We start from the raw sequence: 17778 nt of genomic DNA on the forward strand, positions 1-17778 counted from the left end.
CAAATGTCCGCTGCGCTACGGTTCTCGAAACCACCACCATATGACTCGCCAGAGCGAATTTCGAAACAGTCTCGGCCAAGCCGTGATGGTAGCGCGAGCAGCCGGCCATGAGCGAGTTCGACTTCGGCGGGCGCCGCGCTTCGGAGTTCCGCCATCGCGGTTTCTGGGCGCTGTTCGCCGAACGGCACCCGGGAGAAAGGGCACGGCTGGCGAGGCGCGGTCCTTGGTTCTGGCAGCGCGGCTTGCCGGAGTTTGCCCTGGTGCTTTCCATGTATGTCGCGCCGAGCGAGAATGTGGTCGGCGTCTTCTTCGGCCGCAACGAAAAGCTCGGCGCAACGGAAGTCTGGACACGGCTGAAGCCGTTTCAGCCGGCGATCGAGGCGCGGCTGAAGCTCAGGCCGGAGCAGAGCGCGCAGAACCTCGGCATCAATTCGCAGTGGCAGGTCAACTGCTTCGCCGAGGACAACTGGCCGGCCATGGCCGACTGGCTGGTGACGGAATGCTCACGCTTCGAGCGCGCCGTGACTGAAGTGCTGGGGCGGGAGTAGACCGCAGATGCTTGCCGGCTTCTTCCGCTCGCGCTGGCAAGGCAGAGCTTCGCCCGACCGGCTGTTCTGGCGCGACATGCTGCTTGCCGGCACGGCGATCAACATTGCCTCGTCGGCGCTGGCGCTCGTCCTGCTCGGGCTGAAGCTGCCGCTCTGGCTGGTTCTCACAGTGCATTTCCTCGCCGTTCCCTACAACATCTTCCTCTCCCTTGCCGTCTGGCGGACGGCGGAAAAGACCGGCGGCGCCAAGGCCTCGCTGATGATGCTGGGCTCGGCGCTCTGGCTGATCGCGACGGTCATTGTGTGAGGACGCACAGCAGATGCGCATAAAAAAGGGCGGCCGAAGCCACCCTTTCCAAACTGACGGGGTACCGGTCAGGCCGCCGGCTCGAACTGCAGCGCCACGCCGTTGATGCAGTAGCGCAGGCCGGTCGGCGGCGGGCCGTCCTCGAAGACATGGCCGAGATGGCTGCCGCAGCGCGAGCAATGACATTCGGTGCGAACCATGCCGTAGCTGCGGTCGACGGTGGTCTCGATCGAACCAGGCACCGGATCGTTGAAGCTCGGCCAGCCGGTGCCGCTCTCGAATTTCAGCTTGGATTCGAACAGCGGCTGGTCGCAACCGACGCAGAAGAAAGTGCCGGCGCGCTTCTCGTAAAGCAGGGCGCAGCTGCCGGGACGCTCAGTGCCGTGGTTGCGCATGACGGCATATTGCTCCGGCGTCAGCCGGGCTCGCCACTCGGCATCGGTGCGGGTGACGGGGTAGGCGTGGGTGTCCATGAAATCTCCTCGGCCTTGGCGGCTCGTTGTTGGTGGGCAGCCTATATTCGCGCAAACATAGGCATTTGTTACAAACGCTGCCAGCGAAAGCGGGCTAGTGCTTGCGGGACAGCTGCCTCGTCGCCGCTTCGAGCCCGGCAAGCGTCAGTGGGAACATCCGGCCGCCGAAGATATCGTTGATCATCGCGATCGAGTGCGTGTAGCGCCAGTTCTTCTCAGCTTCCGGGTTGAGCCAGATCGCATTCGGCCATTGCTGCAACAGCCTTGCGAGCCAGACGCTGCCGGCTTCCGGGTTCCAGTGCTCGACCGAGCCGCCGGGATGGGCGATCTCGTAGGGGCTCATGGAGGCATCGCCGACGACGATGACCTTGTAGTCCGACCCGTATTTGTGAAGCAGGTCGAAGGTCGGGATGGTCTCGGCAAGGCGGCGGCGGTTGTCCTTCCAGACGCGCTCATAGAGGCAGTTGTGGAAGTAGAAATATTCGAGTTGCCGAAACTCGGCGCGCGCGGCGGAGAACAGTTCCTCGACGGTGCGGATATGGTCGTCCATCGAGCCGCCGACGTCGAAGAACATCAAGAGCTTCACTGCGTTGCGCCGCTCGGGTCGCGTCTTGACGTCCAGATAGCCGTGCTCAGCTGTGGCATGGATGGTGCCAGGCAGGTCGAACTCTTCCTCGGCGCCCTCGCGCACCCAACGACGCAGGCGCTTCAGCGCCACCTTTATATTGCGGGTGCCGAGCTCGACGGCATCGTCGAAATTCTTGAACTCGCGCTTGTCCCAGACTTTTACCGCGCGGCGATGCCGGCTTTCGTGCTGGCCGATGCGCACGCCCTCCGAATTGTAGCCATAGGCGCCGAATGGCGAGGTGCCGCCGGTGCCGATCCATTTCGAACCACCCTGGTGGCGACCCTTCTGCTCCTCCAGACGCTGCTTCAGCGTCTCCATCAGCTTCTCGAAGCCACCCAGCGCCTCGATCAGCTTCTTCTCTTCTTCGGTCAGGTGCTTTTCGGCAAGCCTGCGCAGCCATTCCTCGGGGATGTTGGCGACATCGACGGCATCCGGCCCGGCAAGCGCCTCGACGCCCTTGAAAACATGCGCGAACACCTGGTCGAAACGATCGATGTGGCGCTCGTCCTTCACCAGGGCCGAACGCGCGAGGTAGTAGAAACCCTCGACGTCATAGTCGACGAGCCCAGCCTCCAGCCCTTCGAGCAGCGACAGATATTCCCTGAGCGAAACGGGAACCCGCGCGGCCTTCAGTTCGAGGAAGAAGGGAATGAACATGATCGGATAGTTATCTGTGTCCCTCGATTTTTTCTCGAGCAGCACTCGCAATGAAAGCAGAGCGCGTGAGGCCATGACGGCCGGCCTCTTCGTCGATTGCCGCCAAGAGGCCGGCGTCCAGCGAAAGATTGGCCCTTACAGGTCGCCCGGAATCGATCAGCACAGGAATCATCACTGCCGACTCGCCGGCGCTACTGTCGATTTCATCCGCCCGCAATAGGTCCGCCACGGTCCGGGGGGCTGGCATGGGCAAATGTTTAGCCAGCCGTGCTTCGGCCCATCCACGTATCGCTGAGGTCGCATCCGCGATCGCTTCCTCGGGATTCGCGCCGCCGCCATGACAGCCAGGAAGATCGGGAACGCGCACCCCCCAAATGTCGTCCGCACCGTCGAGAATTTTGACATAATGAGTCATTCAACTTGTCCTCAAATCCATCCGGCAAGCCGGGCGATAGATCGCGCGACGCCCGGAGACTGCTCCCGATGCCTTACAGCAGATCGTACTCGATGAAGCCTGTCCGCCGCGCGACATGGTCGTAGAGCCTGCGCGCGGTGGCGTTGGTCTCGTGCGTCATCCAATAGACGTTCTTCACGCCGATCTTGCCGGCCTCCTCTTGCACGGCTTTGATCAAGGCCGCGCCGACACCCTTGCCGCGCACCTCCGGGTCGGCGAACAGGTCCTGCAGGTAGCAGTTGTTTTTCTCCGACCAGCACGAGCGGTGATAGAGATAGTGGGTGAGGCCGACAGCGCTGCCGTGAAACGTGGCGATAAAACCTTTCGGCTCGAATTCGCCTGCCGAGAACAGGCGCTTCCAAGTGACGTCGTAGACCTCGTCCGGCAGCTTGGTCTCGTAGAAAGTGAGGTAGGCGGTCCACAGCCGCCGCCAGTCGGCGTGATCGGACTGGGCAAGCGGGCGGACGGTGATCTCGGACATGTTTTCCTCCAATGTTTTGGTCGGAAGCTGCGACAGCGGCCGCTTGCCGGCAACGGTCCACAGCTGGAGAAAGCGCTATTGCTGTCGCCTATCCCTGGCGCCTGGCCATGAAGGCCAGGCGTTCGAAGAGGTGTACGTCCTGCTCGTTCTTGAGCAGCGCGCCATGCAGTTTCGGCAGCGCGTTCTTCGGGTCGGCTCGCAGATCCTCGGGCGCGATGTCGTCGGCGACCAGCAGGCGGATCCAGTCGAGCGCTTCGGAGGTCGAGGGCTTCTTCTTCAAGCCGGGCACGCCGCGGATCTCGTAGAACTGGGTGAGCGCCGCCCGCACCAGGTTCTGCTTGATGCCGGGATAATGCACGTCGACGATCCGGTGCAGTGTGTCGATGTCGGGGAAGCGGATGTAGTGGAAGAAGCAGCGGCGCAGGAAGGCGTCGGGCAGTTCCTTCTCGTTGTTCGAGGTGATGATGACGATCGGCCTCAGTGCCGCCCTGATCGTCTCGCCGGTCTCGTAGACGAAGAACTCCATCCGGTCGAGTTCCTGCAGCAGGTCGTTGGGGAACTCGATGTCGGCCTTGTCGATCTCGTCGATCAGAAGCACGACTTTTTTCGGTGCGGCGAAGGCGTCCCACAGCTTGCCGCGCTTGATGTAGTTCTTGATGTCGCTGAAGCGGTCGTCGCCGAGTTGGCTGTCGCGCAGGCGCGAGACCGCGTCATATTCGTAAAGGCCCTGCTGCGCCTTTGTGGTGGATTTGACATTCCATTCGATGAAATCCAGCCCGAGCGCCGCCGCCACCTGGCGTGCCAGCTCGGTCTTGCCGGTGCCGGGCTCGCCCTTGACCAGCAAGGGCCGCTCCAGTGCGATCGCGGCGTTGACCGCCACCATCAGATCCTTGTCGGCAACGTAAGCCGCGGTGCCTTCGAAACGCATTTCTTCTCCTATCCGAGCGGCGGGACCGTAAGGAGCCATGCGCACGCGTGCAAGCTTTAACGGCCATTCGTTTCCGCCGTTCGTTTGTCACCTTTCGTTTCTCTGGCGCTCGGCCAAGCGTCGGCCTATATTGGCGCTGGCGGTCTGCGCTTCCCGGCAGGAGAAACTTATCCCCGGGGCCTTATCGATCCTTGGGGAGCTGTCCCTGGGAAGACTCGTGGGTTTTCTCACACGGCGCCCACCTACTTTGTAGGCACCCGGGATCGACCTCTCCACCGGTTGTGTGGATCGTCACTCGTCGAAAAGCCCATATTTGGCGGATTTTGTCGTTGCGCCGTTTTGTGCGGTGCTCACGAACGAAAAGTTCGCTCCGCTATCTTTTTTTGCGCATGATCTTTCACCGAACCGCTGACACTTCGGTGGATCATGCGGTAGAAAACGTCGCTCCTAAAACTCCACCCAAATCTGACCTTTTCTAGCGTCCACGCATGACACCTTCCAAAGACCTGAAAAAACGGCTTCGTAAGGAAGCGCTGGCCCGGCGCGATGCGCTCGATGAATTCTGGCGTGTGGAGATCGCGCTCGAAATGGCCGAGACCGCGAAGGATGAGATCGCCGTGGAGCCAGGCCAGATCGTCTCCGGCTTCTGGCCGATGCGCTCCGAGGTCGATGTGCGGCCGCTGATGTTCGCCTTGCGTGAGAAAGGCGCCAGGCTCTGCCTGCCGGCAATCCTCGACAAGACCACCATCGTCTTCCGCGAATTGGTACGTGGCGCGCCGATGGTCGAGATGGGCTTCGGCACGGTCGGGCCGCATGAGGAGGCGGAAGAGCTCGATCCTTCGCTGATGCTGGTGCCGCTCGCCGCCTTCGATGCGCGCGGCCACCGCATCGGCTATGGCGCCGGCTATTACGACCGGGCGATCGCGAGGCTGGCCGACAAGGGCCTGCCGCCCCGGCTGATCGGCATCGCTTTCGACTGCCAGGAGGTTCCGATGGTGCCGGATGAGAACCACGACGTGATCATCCCGGAAATACTGACCGAGAGCGGGTTGCGCCGGTTCACACCGTAATTGTAGAAAAGCGTCTGAGAACGCATGATCTTTGCGGAAAGTCATGCAGCTTTTGCTTGGCGGACTTTCGGCACGGGATCATATGAGACTTCTCTTCCTCGGCGACATGGTCGGAAAAACTGGGCGCACGGCGGTGTGGGAACAGCTGCCTGGGCTGATCTCCGATTTCAAGCTCGATTTCGTCATCGTCAATGGCGAGAATGCCGCCGGCGGCTTCGGCATCACCGAGGAGATTTTCCGCGAGACGCTTGCGGCGGGCGCCGACGTCGTCACCACCGGCAACCATGTCTGGGATCAGCGCGACGCGTTGATCTTCGCGCCGCGCGAGGAGCGCTTCCTGCGCCCCTCCAATTTTCCCAAGGGCACGCCGGGGCGCGGCTCGGGCGTCTACATCGCCAGGAACGGCGCGCGGGTGCTGGTCGCCAACATCATGGGGCGCGTCTTCATGCATCCCGAGCTCGACGATCCTTTCCAGGCCGGCGAGCGCGAGCTTGCCGCCTGTCCGCTCGGCGAGCAGGCCGATGCGGCGGTGATCGATTTCCACGCCGAGGCGACCTCGGAAAAGATGTGCTTCGCGCATTTCGTCGACGGCCGCGCCAGCCTGGTGGTCGGCACCCATACGCACCAGCCGACCGCCGACCACCAGATCCTCAAGGGCGGCACCGCCTATATCTCGGATGCCGGCATGTGCGGCGACTATGACTCCTCGCTCGGCATGGACAAGGAAGAGCCGCTCAACCGCTTCCTGTCGAAAGTGCCGAAGGGCCGCTTCGAGGCGGCGAGCGGACCAGCGACGCTCTGCGGCATCGGCGTCGAGATTTCCGACCGGACCGGGCTTGCCGAGAAGATCGCGCCGTTTCGTCGCGGCCCCCGGCTGGAGGAAACGGCGCCATCCTTCTGGCCGTGACATTGATATGAGAGAGGCCAGTACCTAACTGGCGACAAAACTGCTCTAGATCGTAGAGGGGACGACCTTCATGCAGCTTGTCGAATTCCTGGCGCCGCACCTTGCTTTCGTTTCCGATCCGACCGCGTGGGTCGCACTGTTGACGCTGGTGGTGCTGGAGGTCGTGCTCGGCATCGACAACCTGATCTTCATCTCGATCCTCACCAACAAGCTGCCCGAAGCGCAAAGGGCACGCGCGCGCCGGCTCGGCATCTCGGCGGCGCTGGTCATGCGGCTCATCCTGCTCGCCACGATCTCGATCATCGTGCAATTGACGGCGCCGGTGTTCACGGCGTTCGGTCACGGCTTTTCCTGGCGCGACCTGATCCTGATCGCCGGCGGCCTGTTCCTGGTGTGGAAGGCGACCAAGGAGATCCACCACACGGTCGACCCGCAGGACCATCAGGACTCGATGGTCGGCGGCACGCTGCAGATGAGCCTGGCCGGCGCGATCTTCCAGATCCTGCTGCTAGACCTCGTCTTCTCGATCGACTCGATCATCACAGCCGTCGGCATGACCGACGAGATCGCCATCATGTACATCGCGGTGATCGTGGCGGTGAGCGTGATGATGGTGGCGGCGACGCCGCTCGCCAATTTCATCGCCAGGAATCCCACAATCGTCATGCTGGCGCTGGGCTTCCTGCTGATGATCGGCATGACGCTGATCGCCGACGGCATGGGCTACCACGTGCCCAAGGGCTACATCTACGCCGCCATGGGTTTTTCCGCCCTGGTAGAGGGGCTCAACATGCTGGCGCGGCGGCGGAAAAAGCAAGGCTCGGGCGGCGAGCACTGAGCCTCGGCCGGGGCGGCAAGCACTGCTATTCGGACGCAACGCCCTTGGGGTGGCGATCGCCGATCAATCCCAGCGCCACACCCTTTTCCAGCCAGGCCTTGGCGCCGGCGAGCACCAGCGAGAAACCGCCGGTGGATTCGACTGCCTGCTTTACCTGTTCGTCGCCAGAGCCGGCAAAACCGAAATTGCGGACTTCGAGGAAAGTTGCGTCGCCAGGCATCTCGGTGAAGGTCCAGACGACGGTGGTCGGCGGCTCGCTCCATTGCATGACGAGCTTTTCGTTGGGAACGATCTCGCTGACCTCGACCTTGGTCGAAACGCCATACATGCGCCACTCCCACTGAACCGTCTTGCCTTCGTCCAACCGGCCACTGGAATGCGTGAACCAGAATTTCGTCGTGACCGACGGATCGACGATCGCCTCGAAAACTTCGGCGACCGGCCGGCGGATCAGCATGCCGGTCTCGGCGGTCGGGGTTTCGCGGAGTTCCATGGTGGCCTCCTTCCATTGCAGGCATATTGAATCTGCTGCGGCCTTTGAGCCGCGTCAGGGCAGATTGATCTGCCAGGAGACGCCGAACCTGTCGTTGAGCCAGGCGAAACGTTGGCTGAAGCCGTAATTGCCGGGCGGCATCAGGAACGCGCCGTCCTTGGACAGAACGTCGATGATCTGCTCCTGTTCCTGGTCGGACGAACAGTCGACGAAGAACGAGACCGACGGCGTGAAGGCGAAGGCGTGGTGCACCGGGCTGTTGAAGATCATCACCTCCGTGCCGCCGATCGAGGCGCGGGCCAGCTTGACCGTCCCTTCGGGTCCGTCCTCACCGGCGCCATAGCGCGTGACGTCGAGGACGCTGCTTTCCGGAATGGTCTCGCAATAGAGGGTCATGGCCTCCTCGGCCCGACCTTCGAACATCAGGAATGGCGTTACTTTCACGGCAGTCCTCCCTGGCTCAGAGATTGGGCTCAGATGTTGGTTTCGTTGGCGGGTTCGCCCTTCATCTCGCTGCGATAGTAGCCGTCGCGCAAGTTGATGCCGTATTCGAGATAGGCCTTCATGCAGGCGAGCATTTGCGACCAGCCCTCGCAGTTGAGGTAGGATTTCTTCAGGCCGGTCTCGCCTTCGTGCCAGCCGGCCTCGGCGATGGTGACGAAGGTGCCGCCGTCGTCCAGCGGCTCGAAATTCATCTCGATGCGGGTCTTGTAGGCCGGCTTGCCCTCGGTATCGGTCGCGTCCCAGCGCAGCACGATGCGCTTGTCCTTGGTCACCTCATCGACCTCGACCGGCACCGTCTTCCACCAGGTGACGGTGGTGCCGGCGATCAACGGAGCGGAGGCGCCGCCTATGGTGGTGAAATAGCCGCTGAGCTTCGTCGGATTGACCACAGCGTCGAAGACCTCGGCGACCGGTTTGCCGATGCGTCCGGAAATCCTGAATCCAAGAGACATATCCACAGCTCCTTCCTTGCTCCTTGAAATGATATGTTATAGAAACATAACATGTCAAGTCAAACTGCGGACGACCATGTTTTCAAGGCCTTGGCGCATCCGCGCCGGCGCGAGTTGCTGGACCGGCTGAAGGATCAGCCGCAGACCACGGGCGCGCTCTGCGAGGCTTTCCCGGACATGGACCGCTGCACGGTGATGATGCACCTCAAGGTGCTTGAGGAAGCCGCTCTGGTCGTCGCAAAGCGCGAGGGGCGCGAACGCTGGAACCATCTCAACGCTTTGCCGATCAAGCAGATCCACGACCGCTGGATCAGCCAGTATGCCGGCCATGCCATCAGTATCCTCGACCGGCTCAAATCGGATCTGGAGGGCTGACAAAATCCTCACGAGGCTGGCTTCGGCGCCGGCTCGACGGCCCGGCTGGACGAATTGAGCCGATTTATCTATAAGCCGGCCATTCCGACAGAGAGCGCCGCGTGCCTTTGCAGGCATGGCTCAGACGTTCTGAAAATTTGAATTCGAGCATTTTGCCGATGCCGGGTGATCGCGCCCGGCTAAAAATGCTCTAGCCGAACACGACAGGGGTGCCATGGCTGGCCATTCGCAGTTCAAGAACATCATGCACCGCAAGGGCCGCCAGGATGCGGTGCGGTCGAAAATGTTTTCCAAGCTGGCGCGCGAAATCACTGTCGCCGCCAAGACCGGCACGCCGGACCCGGCGATGAACCCGCGGCTGCGCCTTGCGGTGCAAAACGCCAAGGCGGTGTCGATGCCGAAGGACAACATCCAGCGCGCCATCAACAAGGCCTCCGCCGGCGATGCCGAGAACTACGAGGCGGTGCGCTACGAGGGCTACGGCCCGGGCGGCGTGGCGCTGATCGTCGAGGCGCTGACCGACAACCGCAACCGCTCCGCGTCCAATGTGCGCGCAGCCTTCACCAAGGCCGGCGGGGCGCTCGGCGAAACCGGCTCGGTGTCCTTCATGTGGGACCGGATCGGCGAGATCTACTATCCAGCTTCGGCCGGCAGCGCCGACAAGGTCATGGAGGCCGCGATCGAGGCGGGCGCCGACGATGTCGAGTCGGACGAGGAAGGCCACACCATCTACTGCGGCTTCGAAAATCTCGGCGAGGTGTCGAAGTCGCTCGAAGCCGCGCTCGGCGAGGCGGAATCGGTAAAGCCGATCTGGCGGCCGCAGAACAACGTCCCGGTCGACGAAGAGCGGGCGCAATCGCTGATGAAGCTGGTCGCCACCCTCGAGGACGATGATGACGTGCAGAGCGTCTACGCCAATTTCGAGGTCGACGACGAGACGATGGCCAAGCTCAGCGCGGCCTGAGCCAGCCCGCCATGAGCGAAACACTGCTTCCCACCATCCGCATCACCTATTGCACGCAATGCCAGTGGCTGTTGCGTGCCGGCTGGATGGCGCAGGAACTCCTTTCCACCTTCGGCACCGATCTTGGCGAAGTGACGCTGGTGCCGGGCACCGGCGGTATCTTCACCATTTCCTGCAACGACGTGCTTATCTGGGACCGCAAGCGCGACGGCGGCTTTCCGGATGCGGCGAAGCTGAAGCAGCTGGTCCGCGATGTCATCGATCCGGATCGCGATCTCGGCCATGCCGACCGCAAAACCCACAAGAAGACAGACCCCGCCTGAAGCGGGGTCTTTGCATTGCGGAGTGCCTCTTCAGATCAACGCCATGATGAAGCACGCCATCGCGACGATCGCGGTGACGGTGCGGACGTGGTTCCACATCACCCATTCGCTTAGATAGTTCGTCCACACCACGGCGCCGTTGGCGCTTGCCGGGTCGACGGCGGCCAGCGCATCGTTGAGCGGCACGTTGAAGACCATGGTCACGATCGGGTTGCCGATCGGGTAGATCACGGCGCCGGCGAGCAGCCAGTACGAGCCTGACTGGCTCCAGCCGAAGAGAGCTGCAGCGATGAGCACCAGGCAGATGAGACCGGTGCCGAACAGCGCCGTCATGAAGGTCGGCGTGATCACCGTAATGCTGATCGAGTTCATGGCTGCAATGCCGCCTGCAGCCGGCAGCCTCGCAAGTGCCGGCATGACGAAGTTCGAGAAGGCGAAGAAGACGCCGCCGACCACGCCGGAGCCGATCGCGGCGATGAAGGCGAGGGTGGGGAGAAGTTTTATCATCTCAGTTGCTCCAGATTGGTTGACGGTCCAGATCAGAACGTGAGTAATATTCACATTTGCAAAACGTGATAAACCCTCGTATTTTTCGAGTCAAGCCAATTTTCCAGGTTTCGAAAATCGTCTCGGAGTGGGTCATGGAAGACAAGGTTGCTGCCAAGGCCGAGCAGGCGGCCATCGCTTCACCACGACGGGCGCCAACGCAGCAGCGCAGCCGCGAGCGGGTCGAGCGGATGCTTGCCGCCGCCTCGGCGCTGATTGCCGAACAGGGCAGCGACGCCATGCGCATGGGCGAGGTGGCGGAAAGGGCAGGGGTGTCGATCGGCTCGCTGTACCAGTTCTTTCCGGACAAGCGGGCGATCGTCTGGGCGCTGGCCGAGCGCTACACGGCTGAAAGCCAGGCCTGCATCGCCGCGGCGCTGAAAGACGTCAGCGATGCCGAAGGCCTGAAACAGGCGTTTTCGGAGTTGGTCGACATCTACTACCGCCTGTTCCTGGCCGAGCCGGTGATGCGCGACATCTGGTCGGGCACGCAGGCCGACAAGGCACTGCGCGAGCTTGAGCTCGCCGACAGCCGGGCCAATGCCGAATTCCTGGTGGCGGTGCTGAAGCGATTGCGGCCGGATGCCGACCCGGTCGAACTGGAAACGACGGCATTCCTCGTCTGGCAGATGGGCGAGGCCGCCGTGCGGCTGGCAATATCCGTCGACCGCGGGGAGGGCGACAGGCTGGTCGCGGCCTACAAGCGCATGGCGCTGAGGGAGTTGTTGGCTGAGTAGGATGCTCCCACCCTCCCCCTTGTGGGGAGGGTCGCTGCGAAGCAGCGGGGAGGGGGCGGCGCCAGACCCCACCCGGACCTTCGGTCCGACCTCCCCACAAGGGGGAGGTAGGGCAAGTGCATGCAACAAAAAACCCGCCACGAAGGCGGGTTTTTGATCTGCGACAAAGCGGAGAAGGGCTTAGAGGCCGAAACCTTCGAAGCGCTTCTTGAACTTCGACAGGCGGCCGCCGCGGTCGAGCAGGGTCTGCTGGCCGCCGGTCCAGGCTGGGTGCGTGGTCGGGTCGATGTCGAGGTTCATCGTGTCGCCTTCCTTGCCCCAGGTCGAGCGGGTCAGGTATTCGGTGCCATCGGTCATGACGACCTTGATGGTGTGGTAGTCGGGGTGGATATCGGCCTTCATTGTCTTATTTCCTGGCTTGCTGGCGCCGGTGACGGGCCTAAGGCCTGCGTCGATGCGCCCCTTTTTAAAACTCGAAGCCGCAGCTAATGAAAAGCCACGGCTTCTAAAACGGTCGGCGAGCCTATACATCAGCCGGAATTGAATCACAAGGCCGCGGCAAGCGCATATTGAAGCGCATGACCGGCAAGCGGCCAGAGGAAACGCTCATGGCGGATATCGGTGTCAGTGGAGACGGGCGCAAGCGCTCGATCCGGCCGCTCAGAAGCCTTTTTCCGTATATCACCCGCTACCGGAAACTGGCGGTCGGCGCCATCATCTCGCTGATCCTGGCGGCGGCGACGACGCTCGCCCTGCCGATGGCCGTGCGGCGCATGATCGATCACGGCTTCCAGGCATCGGGCTCCACCTTCATAGCAGAATATTTCGCCGCGCTTGTGGCGATGGCGGCGCTGCTGGCGGCGGCATCGGCCAGCCGCTACTACTTCGTCATCACGCTCGGCGAGCGGGTCGTCGCCGATATCCGTCGCGACGTGTTCGCCCATGTCACGACCTTGTCGCCGGCCTTTTTCGACAAGGCGCATTCCGGCGAGATCGTTTCGCGGCTCGCCGCCGACACGACACAGGTGAAGTCCGCTGTCGGGGCCACTGCCTCGGTCGCGCTGCGCAATCTCATCCTCGGCCTCGGCGCCGTGGCGATGATGGTCTTCACCAGCCCAAAACTTTCCGGCCTGGTCATCGGCGCCATTCCGCTGATCGTGCTGCCGCTCGTCGCCTTTGGCCGCTCGGTGCGGCGCAGGTCGCGCCTGGCGCAGGATACGCTGGCCGAGGCCACCGCCTATGCCAGCGAGCAGATCGGCGCGGTGCGCACGCTGCAGGCCTTCACCAACGAGAAGCTGGTCACAGGGCATTTCTCGGCTGCGGTGGAAGCGGCTTTCGAGGCGGCGCGCATGTCAGTCTTTGCCCGCTCCTTCCTCACCTTCTTCGCCATCTTCATGATCTTCTCCTCGGTGGTGGCGGTGCTCTGGTTCGGTTCGCGCGATGTGCTTGCCGGCACGCTGTCGCCGGGCACGCTCGGCCAGTTCCTGCTCTATTCGGTGTTCGCCGCCGGCGCGCTCGGTGCCTTGTCGGAGGTGTGGAGCGAGCTGTCGCAGGCGGCGGGCGCAGCCGAGCGGCTGACCGAGATCCTGGCTGAGAAGCCCGCCATCCAATCGCCCGTCGATCCGCTGCCGCTGCCCGCTAAGGCCAAGGGCGCGATCAGCTTCGACGATGTCTCCTTCTCCTACCCGGCGCGGCCGGATCGGGCCGCAGTCCATGGCCTCAGCTTCCAGGTGAAGCCGGGCGAGACGGTGGCGATCGTCGGGCCGTCAGGCGCGGGGAAAAGCACGGTCTTCTCACTGATCCTGCGCTTCTACGATCCGGAAAGCGGGCGCATCGTCATCGACGGCGTCGACGTGCGCGAGGCCGATCCGGCCGCCGTGCGCGAGCGCATCGCCATCGTGCCGCAGGACGTCACCATCTTCGCGGCGAGCGCGCGCGACAATATCGGCTTCGGCCGGCCGGGCGCCAGCGACGCGGGGATCGAGGCGGCGGCAAAGGCGGCCCTTGCCGACGAATTCATCGGCAAGCTCGAAAAGGGCTATGACAGCCAGGTCGGCGAGCGCGGCGTGACGCTCTCCGGCGGCCAGCGCCAGCGCGTCGCGATCGCCCGCGCCATCCTTCGGGACGCGCCGATCCTTTTGCTCGACGAGGCGACCTCGGCGCTCGACGCCGAAAGCGAGACCTTGGTGCAGACGGCACTGGAGCGGCTGATGCAGGGCCGCACCACTATCGTCATCGCCCACCGGCTGGCGACGGTGCTGAAGGCCGACCGGATCCTCGTCATGGAAGGCGGCCGCATCGTCGAGGAAGGCACCCATCAGAGCCTGGTCGTCAAGGGCGGCATCTATGCGCGGCTGGCCAAGCTGCAGTTCGAGACCGGGGCCAGCGCCTTCAGGGGCGCGGCGGAGTAGACCTCCAACCGCCCGGCAAGCGCTATGCTTCGCCGTAGCGCCTGCGCAAGTGGTCGGTGAAGTAGGCGGCGTTGAGCCTCTCGCCGGTGGCGCGCTCGAGCAGTTCCGGCGTCGACCAGCGCGAGCCCTGCGACCAGATCCTTTTGCGGCGCCAGTCGTTAATGGCGCTGAAGTCACCTTTGGCGAGGTCCTTGTCCGCGGACGGGTGCTCCCTGGTCAAGGCGGCCCATTGCTGCGCCGCCATCATCGCGCCCAGCGTATAGGACGGGAAATAGCCGAAGGCGGCGCCCGGCCAATGCACGTCCTGCATCGGTCCGTCGGCCGGGTTGTCGATGGTCGACAGGCCGAGATAGTCGCGCATCTTGCCGTCCCATGCCTCGGGCAGCTCGGCGACTTCCAGCCGGCCGGAAACAAGCTCCTGCTCGAGCTCGTAGCGCAGGATGACGTGTAGCGGATAGGTGACTTCGTCGGCGTCGACGCGGATCAGGCCGCGCCCGACGTGGTGGACGTGCGGCAGGATGTCGTCGAGCGACCAGGCTTCGCCGAGATGCTTCTCGACCACCGGCAATGCCCAGCGCCAGAAGGCTGGGTTCCGGCCGATCTGCTTCTCGACGAACAGGCTCTGGCTCTCATGCACTGCCATGCCGCGCGCCCTGCCGAGCGGCCAGTGCGACCAGGCTTTCGGCAGGTTCTGCTCGTAGAGCGCGTGGCCGGTCTCGTGCAGCACGCCCATTAGCGCCGACAGGAAATCGGAGGTCTTGTAGCGGGTGGTGATGCGCACATCGGTCGGCACGCCGCCGCAGAAGGGATGGTGCGACACCGACAGCGAGCCGTGCGTGAGGTCGAAACCGACCGCCGTCATCATGGCAAGGCCAAGCTCGCGCTGACGGTCGATGGCGTAGCTGCCGGAGAGCGGCTTCAGCGGATGTTTGGCCAGCCGCGCATCCTGCACGGCCAGCGCGTGCGGCAGGAAATCCTTGAGGAAGGCCTTCAGCTCGGCAAACACCGGCGTGATGTCGGCGGCGCGATTGCCCGGATCGTACTGCTCCATCAGCGCGTCATAGGGGGCAAGGCCGAGCGCGTCGGCGCGCAGTGCCGCCTCTTCGCGCACCAGCGCCACCACGCCTTCCAGCGCCGGCAGGAAGCCCGCCCAGTCGTTCTTGGCGCGCAGGTCGCGCCAGAGCTGCTCGGAACGCATGCGCGCGACCGTCTGCCGCTCGACGAATTCGACCGGCAGGCAGGTGAGGTTGGTGTATTGCCGGCGCAGTTCCCGCACCGCCGCCTGCTGCTCGTCGTTCAGCGGCTCGGCTTCGGCCGCGGCGATCCAGTCGCCGATCGCCGGCGCGGTCGCCTGAGCGTGCAGCATGCCGGCAAGGGCGGACGTCGCCTCCGCGCGCTTCTCGCCGCCGCCCACCGCCATATGGGTCGCCTCGTCGGCGCCGAGGATGGCCAGCGCATGCTCCAGCGCTTCGAGCTTGTGGCCGAGTTGGTCGAGTTTTTGGAAGGACATGGATGGTTTCCGGCTGCAAATGGGCTGGCGCGAAAAGATACCAAGGCATCGAGCTTGGCAACCCTGATCCGCCGGTTGCGGGTCAGCCCGTCTTGCCTTGCAACAGCGTAGCGTGATCAATGCTCGATGCGAACGAGCGGAGGGGACAATGATCGGCAATATCCTGGTCGGGCTGGTAGCGCTGATCCACTGCTACATCGTCTATCTGGAGATGGTGCTCTGGGACACGCCGCGCGGGCACAAGGCGTTCAAGCTGACGCCCGAATTCGCGAGCGCCTCAAAAGTGCTCGCCGCCAACCAGGGGCTCTATAACGGCTTTCTTGCCGCAGGCCTGATCTGGGGCCTCTATCTCGGCGACGGCGGGTTCCGGATCAAGATATTCTTCCTGCTTTGCGTTGCCATCGCCGGCCTTTACGGCGCGGCGACCGTCGGCCGGAAAATCCTGTTCATCCAGACCGTGCCGGCAGTGCTTGCCATCGTCGCGCTCTGGCTCGGCCTGTGATCAAAGGACGTGATCGAAAAAGGACGCCCTTGGGCTAAAGCGCATCGCCCTGAAACGGATTCAGGCGACGCTCTTTAGGTCTTTGTTTTGATGCATGCCGTTCCCCCAAAACCGCTGCGCACTTTGGGCGACATGCACAGGTCCCTCGGGCGCCAGGTGGTCCCTTCCGTTTCCTCCGAAGACTTCAATCGTTCGGGTAGTGACCGCCGTCGGAGCCGTCGCCCATCAGGAAGCCGCTGCCGGTGTCGACCATGAGTTTCTGGTCGACATGGTCGAGACGGCGCAGCAGGTCGTGATATTGCGTGGCGGGAATCCTGCCATGATCCGAGCCGGCGACCTTCTCGGCGGCCTGGCTGATATGAGCGGCGCGCATATGCAACTGCTGCGCCTCGGCGGCCGAGATGGTGTTGGCTTCCCGCGCATCCCTGATGCCTTGGTCCACACCCTGGATCTGCTCGATGAGGCTGGTCACGCGGAGGCATCGCCGGCGGTTCCCGGCCCTGCGCGGCAAACTAGGAGCGTCAATTTGCGATGTGTAATTAAAAAAAGATAATGTCTTCAGGCATTGTCGCCGGCCGTTTGCGCCCTAGAGTTGAGCCGGCGAACAAATTCGCGTTCGCGTGAGTTCGCGTGATGCCGGATCAACGTTCGGTGAGTTTCAGCTCAATACGGCGGTTCTTGCTGCGCGCGTCGTCGGTGTCGGCCGGATCGAGCGGCTGGAATTCGCCGAAGCCGGCGGCGACCAGCCGGTTGGCCGGCACGCCGTTCTCGATCAGGAACTTCACCACCGAGGTCGCGCGCGCCGTCGAGAGCTCCCAGTTGTCGCGATAGCGGCCGGTGCCGGACAGCGGCTTGTTGTCGGTGTGGCCGTCGACGCGCAGCACCCAGCTGATCTCGGGCGGGATTTCCTTCTGCAGTTCGATGACGGCGTCGGCGAGCTTCTTCATCTCGACCTTGCCGGCATCGTTGATCACGTCGGAGCCGGTGGGAAACAGCACTTCCGACTGAAAGACGAAGCGGTCGCCGACGATGCGGATGTTCTCGCGGTCGGCGAGGATCTCGCGCAGCCGGCCGAAGAAATCGGAGCGGTAGCGGTTGAGCTCCTGGACACGCTGCGCGAGTGCCACGTTCAGGCGGCGGCCGAGATCGGCGATCTTGGTGTTGGACTCGCGGTCGCGCTGCTCCGAGACGTTGAGCGCGTCCTCGAGCGCTGCGATCTGCTTGCGCAGCGCCGCGATCTGCTGGTTGAGGATCTCGACCTGGCTCAGCGCCTGCTGGCTGATCTGGCGCTGGTTGTCGAGCTCGCCGGAAAGGGCCGTGGCGCGCTTGTTGGCCGCATCGCCGGCGCCGGCGCCTTGCTCCAGCAATTGCTGAAGACGGCTCTTTTCCGCTTCCGCCGCCGACAGCGAGGCCTGCAGGTTGGCGAGCGTATCTTCCTTGTCCTGGCTGTTCGAGCGCTCCAGCGCGAGCAACTGTGTCAGTTCGTTGATCTGCGAGTTGAGGCGGTTGAGCACCGTGTCCTTGCCGGAGATTTCGCGGCTGAGCAGGAACTGCGCCAGCACGAACACCGTGAGCAGGAACATGATGGCGAGCAGAAGCGTCGACAGCGCGTCGACGAAGCCCGGCCAGTAATCGATCCGGCGATCGGCGCGCCGCCTTGCCAGCGCCAC

23 protein-coding genes, 1 other RNA gene and 1 pseudogene are annotated in these 17778 nt (G+C 63.4%); 12 read left to right on the plus strand and 13 right to left on the minus strand.

Annotation, left to right across the window (positions count from 1 at the left end):
• Positions 1-107 precede the first annotated feature (107 nt).
• Complete coding sequence (locus tag AU465_RS08230; protein ID WP_192245712.1) at positions 108-548, plus strand: hypothetical protein; 441 nt, start codon at positions 108-110, stop codon at positions 546-548.
• A gap of 7 nt (positions 549-555) precedes the next feature.
• The gene (locus AU465_RS08235; RefSeq protein ID WP_192245714.1) at positions 556-855 is read left to right on the plus strand and encodes a hypothetical protein; all 300 of its coding nucleotides are present in this window, start codon (positions 556-558) and stop codon (positions 853-855) included.
• Between the two features lie 68 nt (positions 856-923).
• Here AU465_RS08235 and msrB read toward each other — a convergent pair whose 3' ends face one another.
• The 5 genes from msrB to AU465_RS08260 all read right to left on the minus strand — a co-directional run bounded on the left by msrB (position 924) and on the right by AU465_RS08260 (position 4476).
• Entirely contained in the window at positions 924-1328 is a 405-nt protein-coding gene (msrB, locus tag AU465_RS08240) for a peptide-methionine (R)-S-oxide reductase MsrB (RefSeq protein WP_192245716.1), read from the minus strand.
• A gap of 94 nt (positions 1329-1422) precedes the next feature.
• Positions 1423-2613, minus strand: a complete 1191-nt coding sequence (locus tag AU465_RS08245; RefSeq protein ID WP_192245718.1) for a vWA domain-containing protein — start codon at positions 2611-2613, stop codon at positions 1423-1425.
• A gap of 10 nt (positions 2614-2623) precedes the next feature.
• Positions 2624-3028, minus strand: a complete 405-nt coding sequence (locus tag AU465_RS08250; RefSeq protein ID WP_192245721.1) for a type II toxin-antitoxin system HicB family antitoxin — start codon at positions 3026-3028, stop codon at positions 2624-2626.
• Positions 3029-3101: 73 nt separating this feature from the next.
• On the minus strand, positions 3102-3548 hold the full coding sequence (locus AU465_RS08255; RefSeq protein ID WP_192245723.1) for a GNAT family N-acetyltransferase: 447 nt from the start codon (positions 3546-3548) through the stop codon (positions 3102-3104).
• A gap of 88 nt (positions 3549-3636) precedes the next feature.
• Positions 3637-4476: an AAA family ATPase gene (locus tag AU465_RS08260; RefSeq protein ID WP_192245725.1), complete on the minus strand. Its 840-nt coding sequence runs from the start codon at positions 4474-4476 to the stop codon at positions 3637-3639.
• A 138-nt stretch (positions 4477-4614) separates the two neighbouring features.
• Between AU465_RS08260 and ssrS the strand changes: the two genes are divergently transcribed.
• From ssrS to AU465_RS08280, 4 genes are all read left to right on the plus strand, one after another.
• A non-coding RNA gene (gene ssrS, locus AU465_RS08265) (6S RNA) lies at positions 4615-4770 on the plus strand.
• Between the two features lie 194 nt (positions 4771-4964).
• Positions 4965-5546 carry a 5-formyltetrahydrofolate cyclo-ligase gene (locus tag AU465_RS08270; protein WP_192245727.1) on the plus strand — a complete coding sequence of 194 codons (582 nt, stop codon included), beginning with the start codon at positions 4965-4967 and terminating at the stop codon, positions 5544-5546.
• A gap of 82 nt (positions 5547-5628) precedes the next feature.
• On the plus strand, positions 5629-6453 hold the full coding sequence (locus AU465_RS08275) for a TIGR00282 family metallophosphoesterase (RefSeq protein WP_192245729.1): 825 nt from the start codon (positions 5629-5631) through the stop codon (positions 6451-6453).
• Positions 6454-6523: 70 nt separating this feature from the next.
• The gene (locus AU465_RS08280; RefSeq protein ID WP_192245731.1) at positions 6524-7291 is read left to right on the plus strand and encodes a TerC family protein; all 768 of its coding nucleotides are present in this window, start codon (positions 6524-6526) and stop codon (positions 7289-7291) included.
• 25 nt (positions 7292-7316) lie between these two features.
• On the opposite strand, the gene AU465_RS08285 is transcribed toward AU465_RS08280, so the two are convergent.
• From AU465_RS08285 to AU465_RS08295, 3 genes are read right to left on the minus strand one after another with little or no spacing between them, the layout of a single operon-like run.
• Positions 7317-7784, minus strand: coding sequence for an SRPBCC family protein (locus AU465_RS08285; protein ID WP_192245733.1), 468 nt, complete (start codon positions 7782-7784; stop codon positions 7317-7319).
• A 54-nt stretch (positions 7785-7838) separates the two neighbouring features.
• Complete coding sequence (locus tag AU465_RS08290) at positions 7839-8228, minus strand: VOC family protein (protein ID WP_312891224.1); 390 nt, start codon at positions 8226-8228, stop codon at positions 7839-7841.
• A 29-nt stretch (positions 8229-8257) separates the two neighbouring features.
• Positions 8258-8740, minus strand: coding sequence for an SRPBCC domain-containing protein (locus AU465_RS08295; protein ID WP_192245735.1), 483 nt, complete (start codon positions 8738-8740; stop codon positions 8258-8260).
• 51 nt (positions 8741-8791) lie between these two features.
• Between AU465_RS08295 and AU465_RS08300 the strand changes: the two genes are divergently transcribed.
• The 3 genes from AU465_RS08300 (at position 8792) to AU465_RS08310 (ending at position 10402) form a co-directional block, all read left to right on the plus strand.
• Entirely contained in the window at positions 8792-9115 is a 324-nt protein-coding gene (locus AU465_RS08300; RefSeq protein ID WP_192245737.1) for an ArsR/SmtB family transcription factor, read from the plus strand.
• 214 nt (positions 9116-9329) lie between these two features.
• On the plus strand, positions 9330-10079 hold the full coding sequence (locus tag AU465_RS08305; RefSeq protein WP_192245740.1) for a YebC/PmpR family DNA-binding transcriptional regulator: 750 nt from the start codon (positions 9330-9332) through the stop codon (positions 10077-10079).
• Positions 10080-10090: 11 nt separating this feature from the next.
• Positions 10091-10402 carry an Rdx family protein gene (locus AU465_RS08310; protein WP_192245742.1) on the plus strand — a complete coding sequence of 104 codons (312 nt, stop codon included), beginning with the start codon at positions 10091-10093 and terminating at the stop codon, positions 10400-10402.
• Positions 10403-10432: 30 nt separating this feature from the next.
• Here AU465_RS08310 and AU465_RS08315 read toward each other — a convergent pair whose 3' ends face one another.
• On the minus strand, positions 10433-10909 hold the full coding sequence (locus AU465_RS08315) for an anthrone oxygenase family protein (RefSeq protein ID WP_192245744.1): 477 nt from the start codon (positions 10907-10909) through the stop codon (positions 10433-10435).
• Between the two features lie 134 nt (positions 10910-11043).
• Between AU465_RS08315 and AU465_RS08320 the strand changes: the two genes are divergently transcribed.
• Positions 11044-11685 (plus strand): TetR/AcrR family transcriptional regulator, encoded by a 642-nt coding sequence (locus AU465_RS08320; protein WP_192245746.1) that lies wholly within the window; start codon positions 11044-11046, stop codon positions 11683-11685.
• A 180-nt stretch (positions 11686-11865) separates the two neighbouring features.
• Here AU465_RS08320 and rpmE read toward each other — a convergent pair whose 3' ends face one another.
• The gene (gene rpmE / locus AU465_RS08325; protein ID WP_040974396.1) at positions 11866-12087 is read right to left on the minus strand and encodes a 50S ribosomal protein L31; all 222 of its coding nucleotides are present in this window, start codon (positions 12085-12087) and stop codon (positions 11866-11868) included.
• 206 nt (positions 12088-12293) lie between these two features.
• Between rpmE and AU465_RS08330 the strand changes: the two genes are divergently transcribed.
• Positions 12294-14096, plus strand: coding sequence for an ABC transporter transmembrane domain-containing protein (locus AU465_RS08330; protein WP_192245748.1), 1803 nt, complete (start codon positions 12294-12296; stop codon positions 14094-14096).
• A 22-nt stretch (positions 14097-14118) separates the two neighbouring features.
• Here AU465_RS08330 and AU465_RS08335 read toward each other — a convergent pair whose 3' ends face one another.
• On the minus strand, positions 14119-15606 hold the full coding sequence (locus tag AU465_RS08335) for a carboxypeptidase M32 (RefSeq protein WP_192245750.1): 1488 nt from the start codon (positions 15604-15606) through the stop codon (positions 14119-14121).
• Between the two features lie 148 nt (positions 15607-15754).
• Here AU465_RS08335 and AU465_RS08340 point away from each other — a divergent pair, with 148 nt between their 5' ends.
• A complete protein-coding gene (locus AU465_RS08340; RefSeq protein ID WP_192245752.1) occupies positions 15755-16108 on the plus strand; it encodes a DUF1304 domain-containing protein in 354 nt (117 codons plus the stop codon).
• Positions 16109-16292: 184 nt separating this feature from the next.
• On the opposite strand, the pseudogene AU465_RS08345 reads toward AU465_RS08340, so the two are convergent.
• Together AU465_RS08345 and AU465_RS08350 are read right to left on the minus strand one after the other, a co-directional pair.
• A pseudogene (locus AU465_RS08345) lies at positions 16293-16583 on the minus strand (hypothetical protein); the annotation flags it as partial.
• Between the two features lie 166 nt (positions 16584-16749).
• Positions 16750-17778, minus strand: a complete 1029-nt coding sequence (locus AU465_RS08350; protein WP_192245754.1) for a peptidoglycan -binding protein — start codon at positions 17776-17778, stop codon at positions 16750-16752.

The organism is Mesorhizobium silamurunense, from assembly GCF_014843905.1.
In the GTDB taxonomy this organism is placed as follows: domain Bacteria; phylum Pseudomonadota; class Alphaproteobacteria; order Rhizobiales; family Rhizobiaceae; genus Mesorhizobium; species Mesorhizobium silamurunense.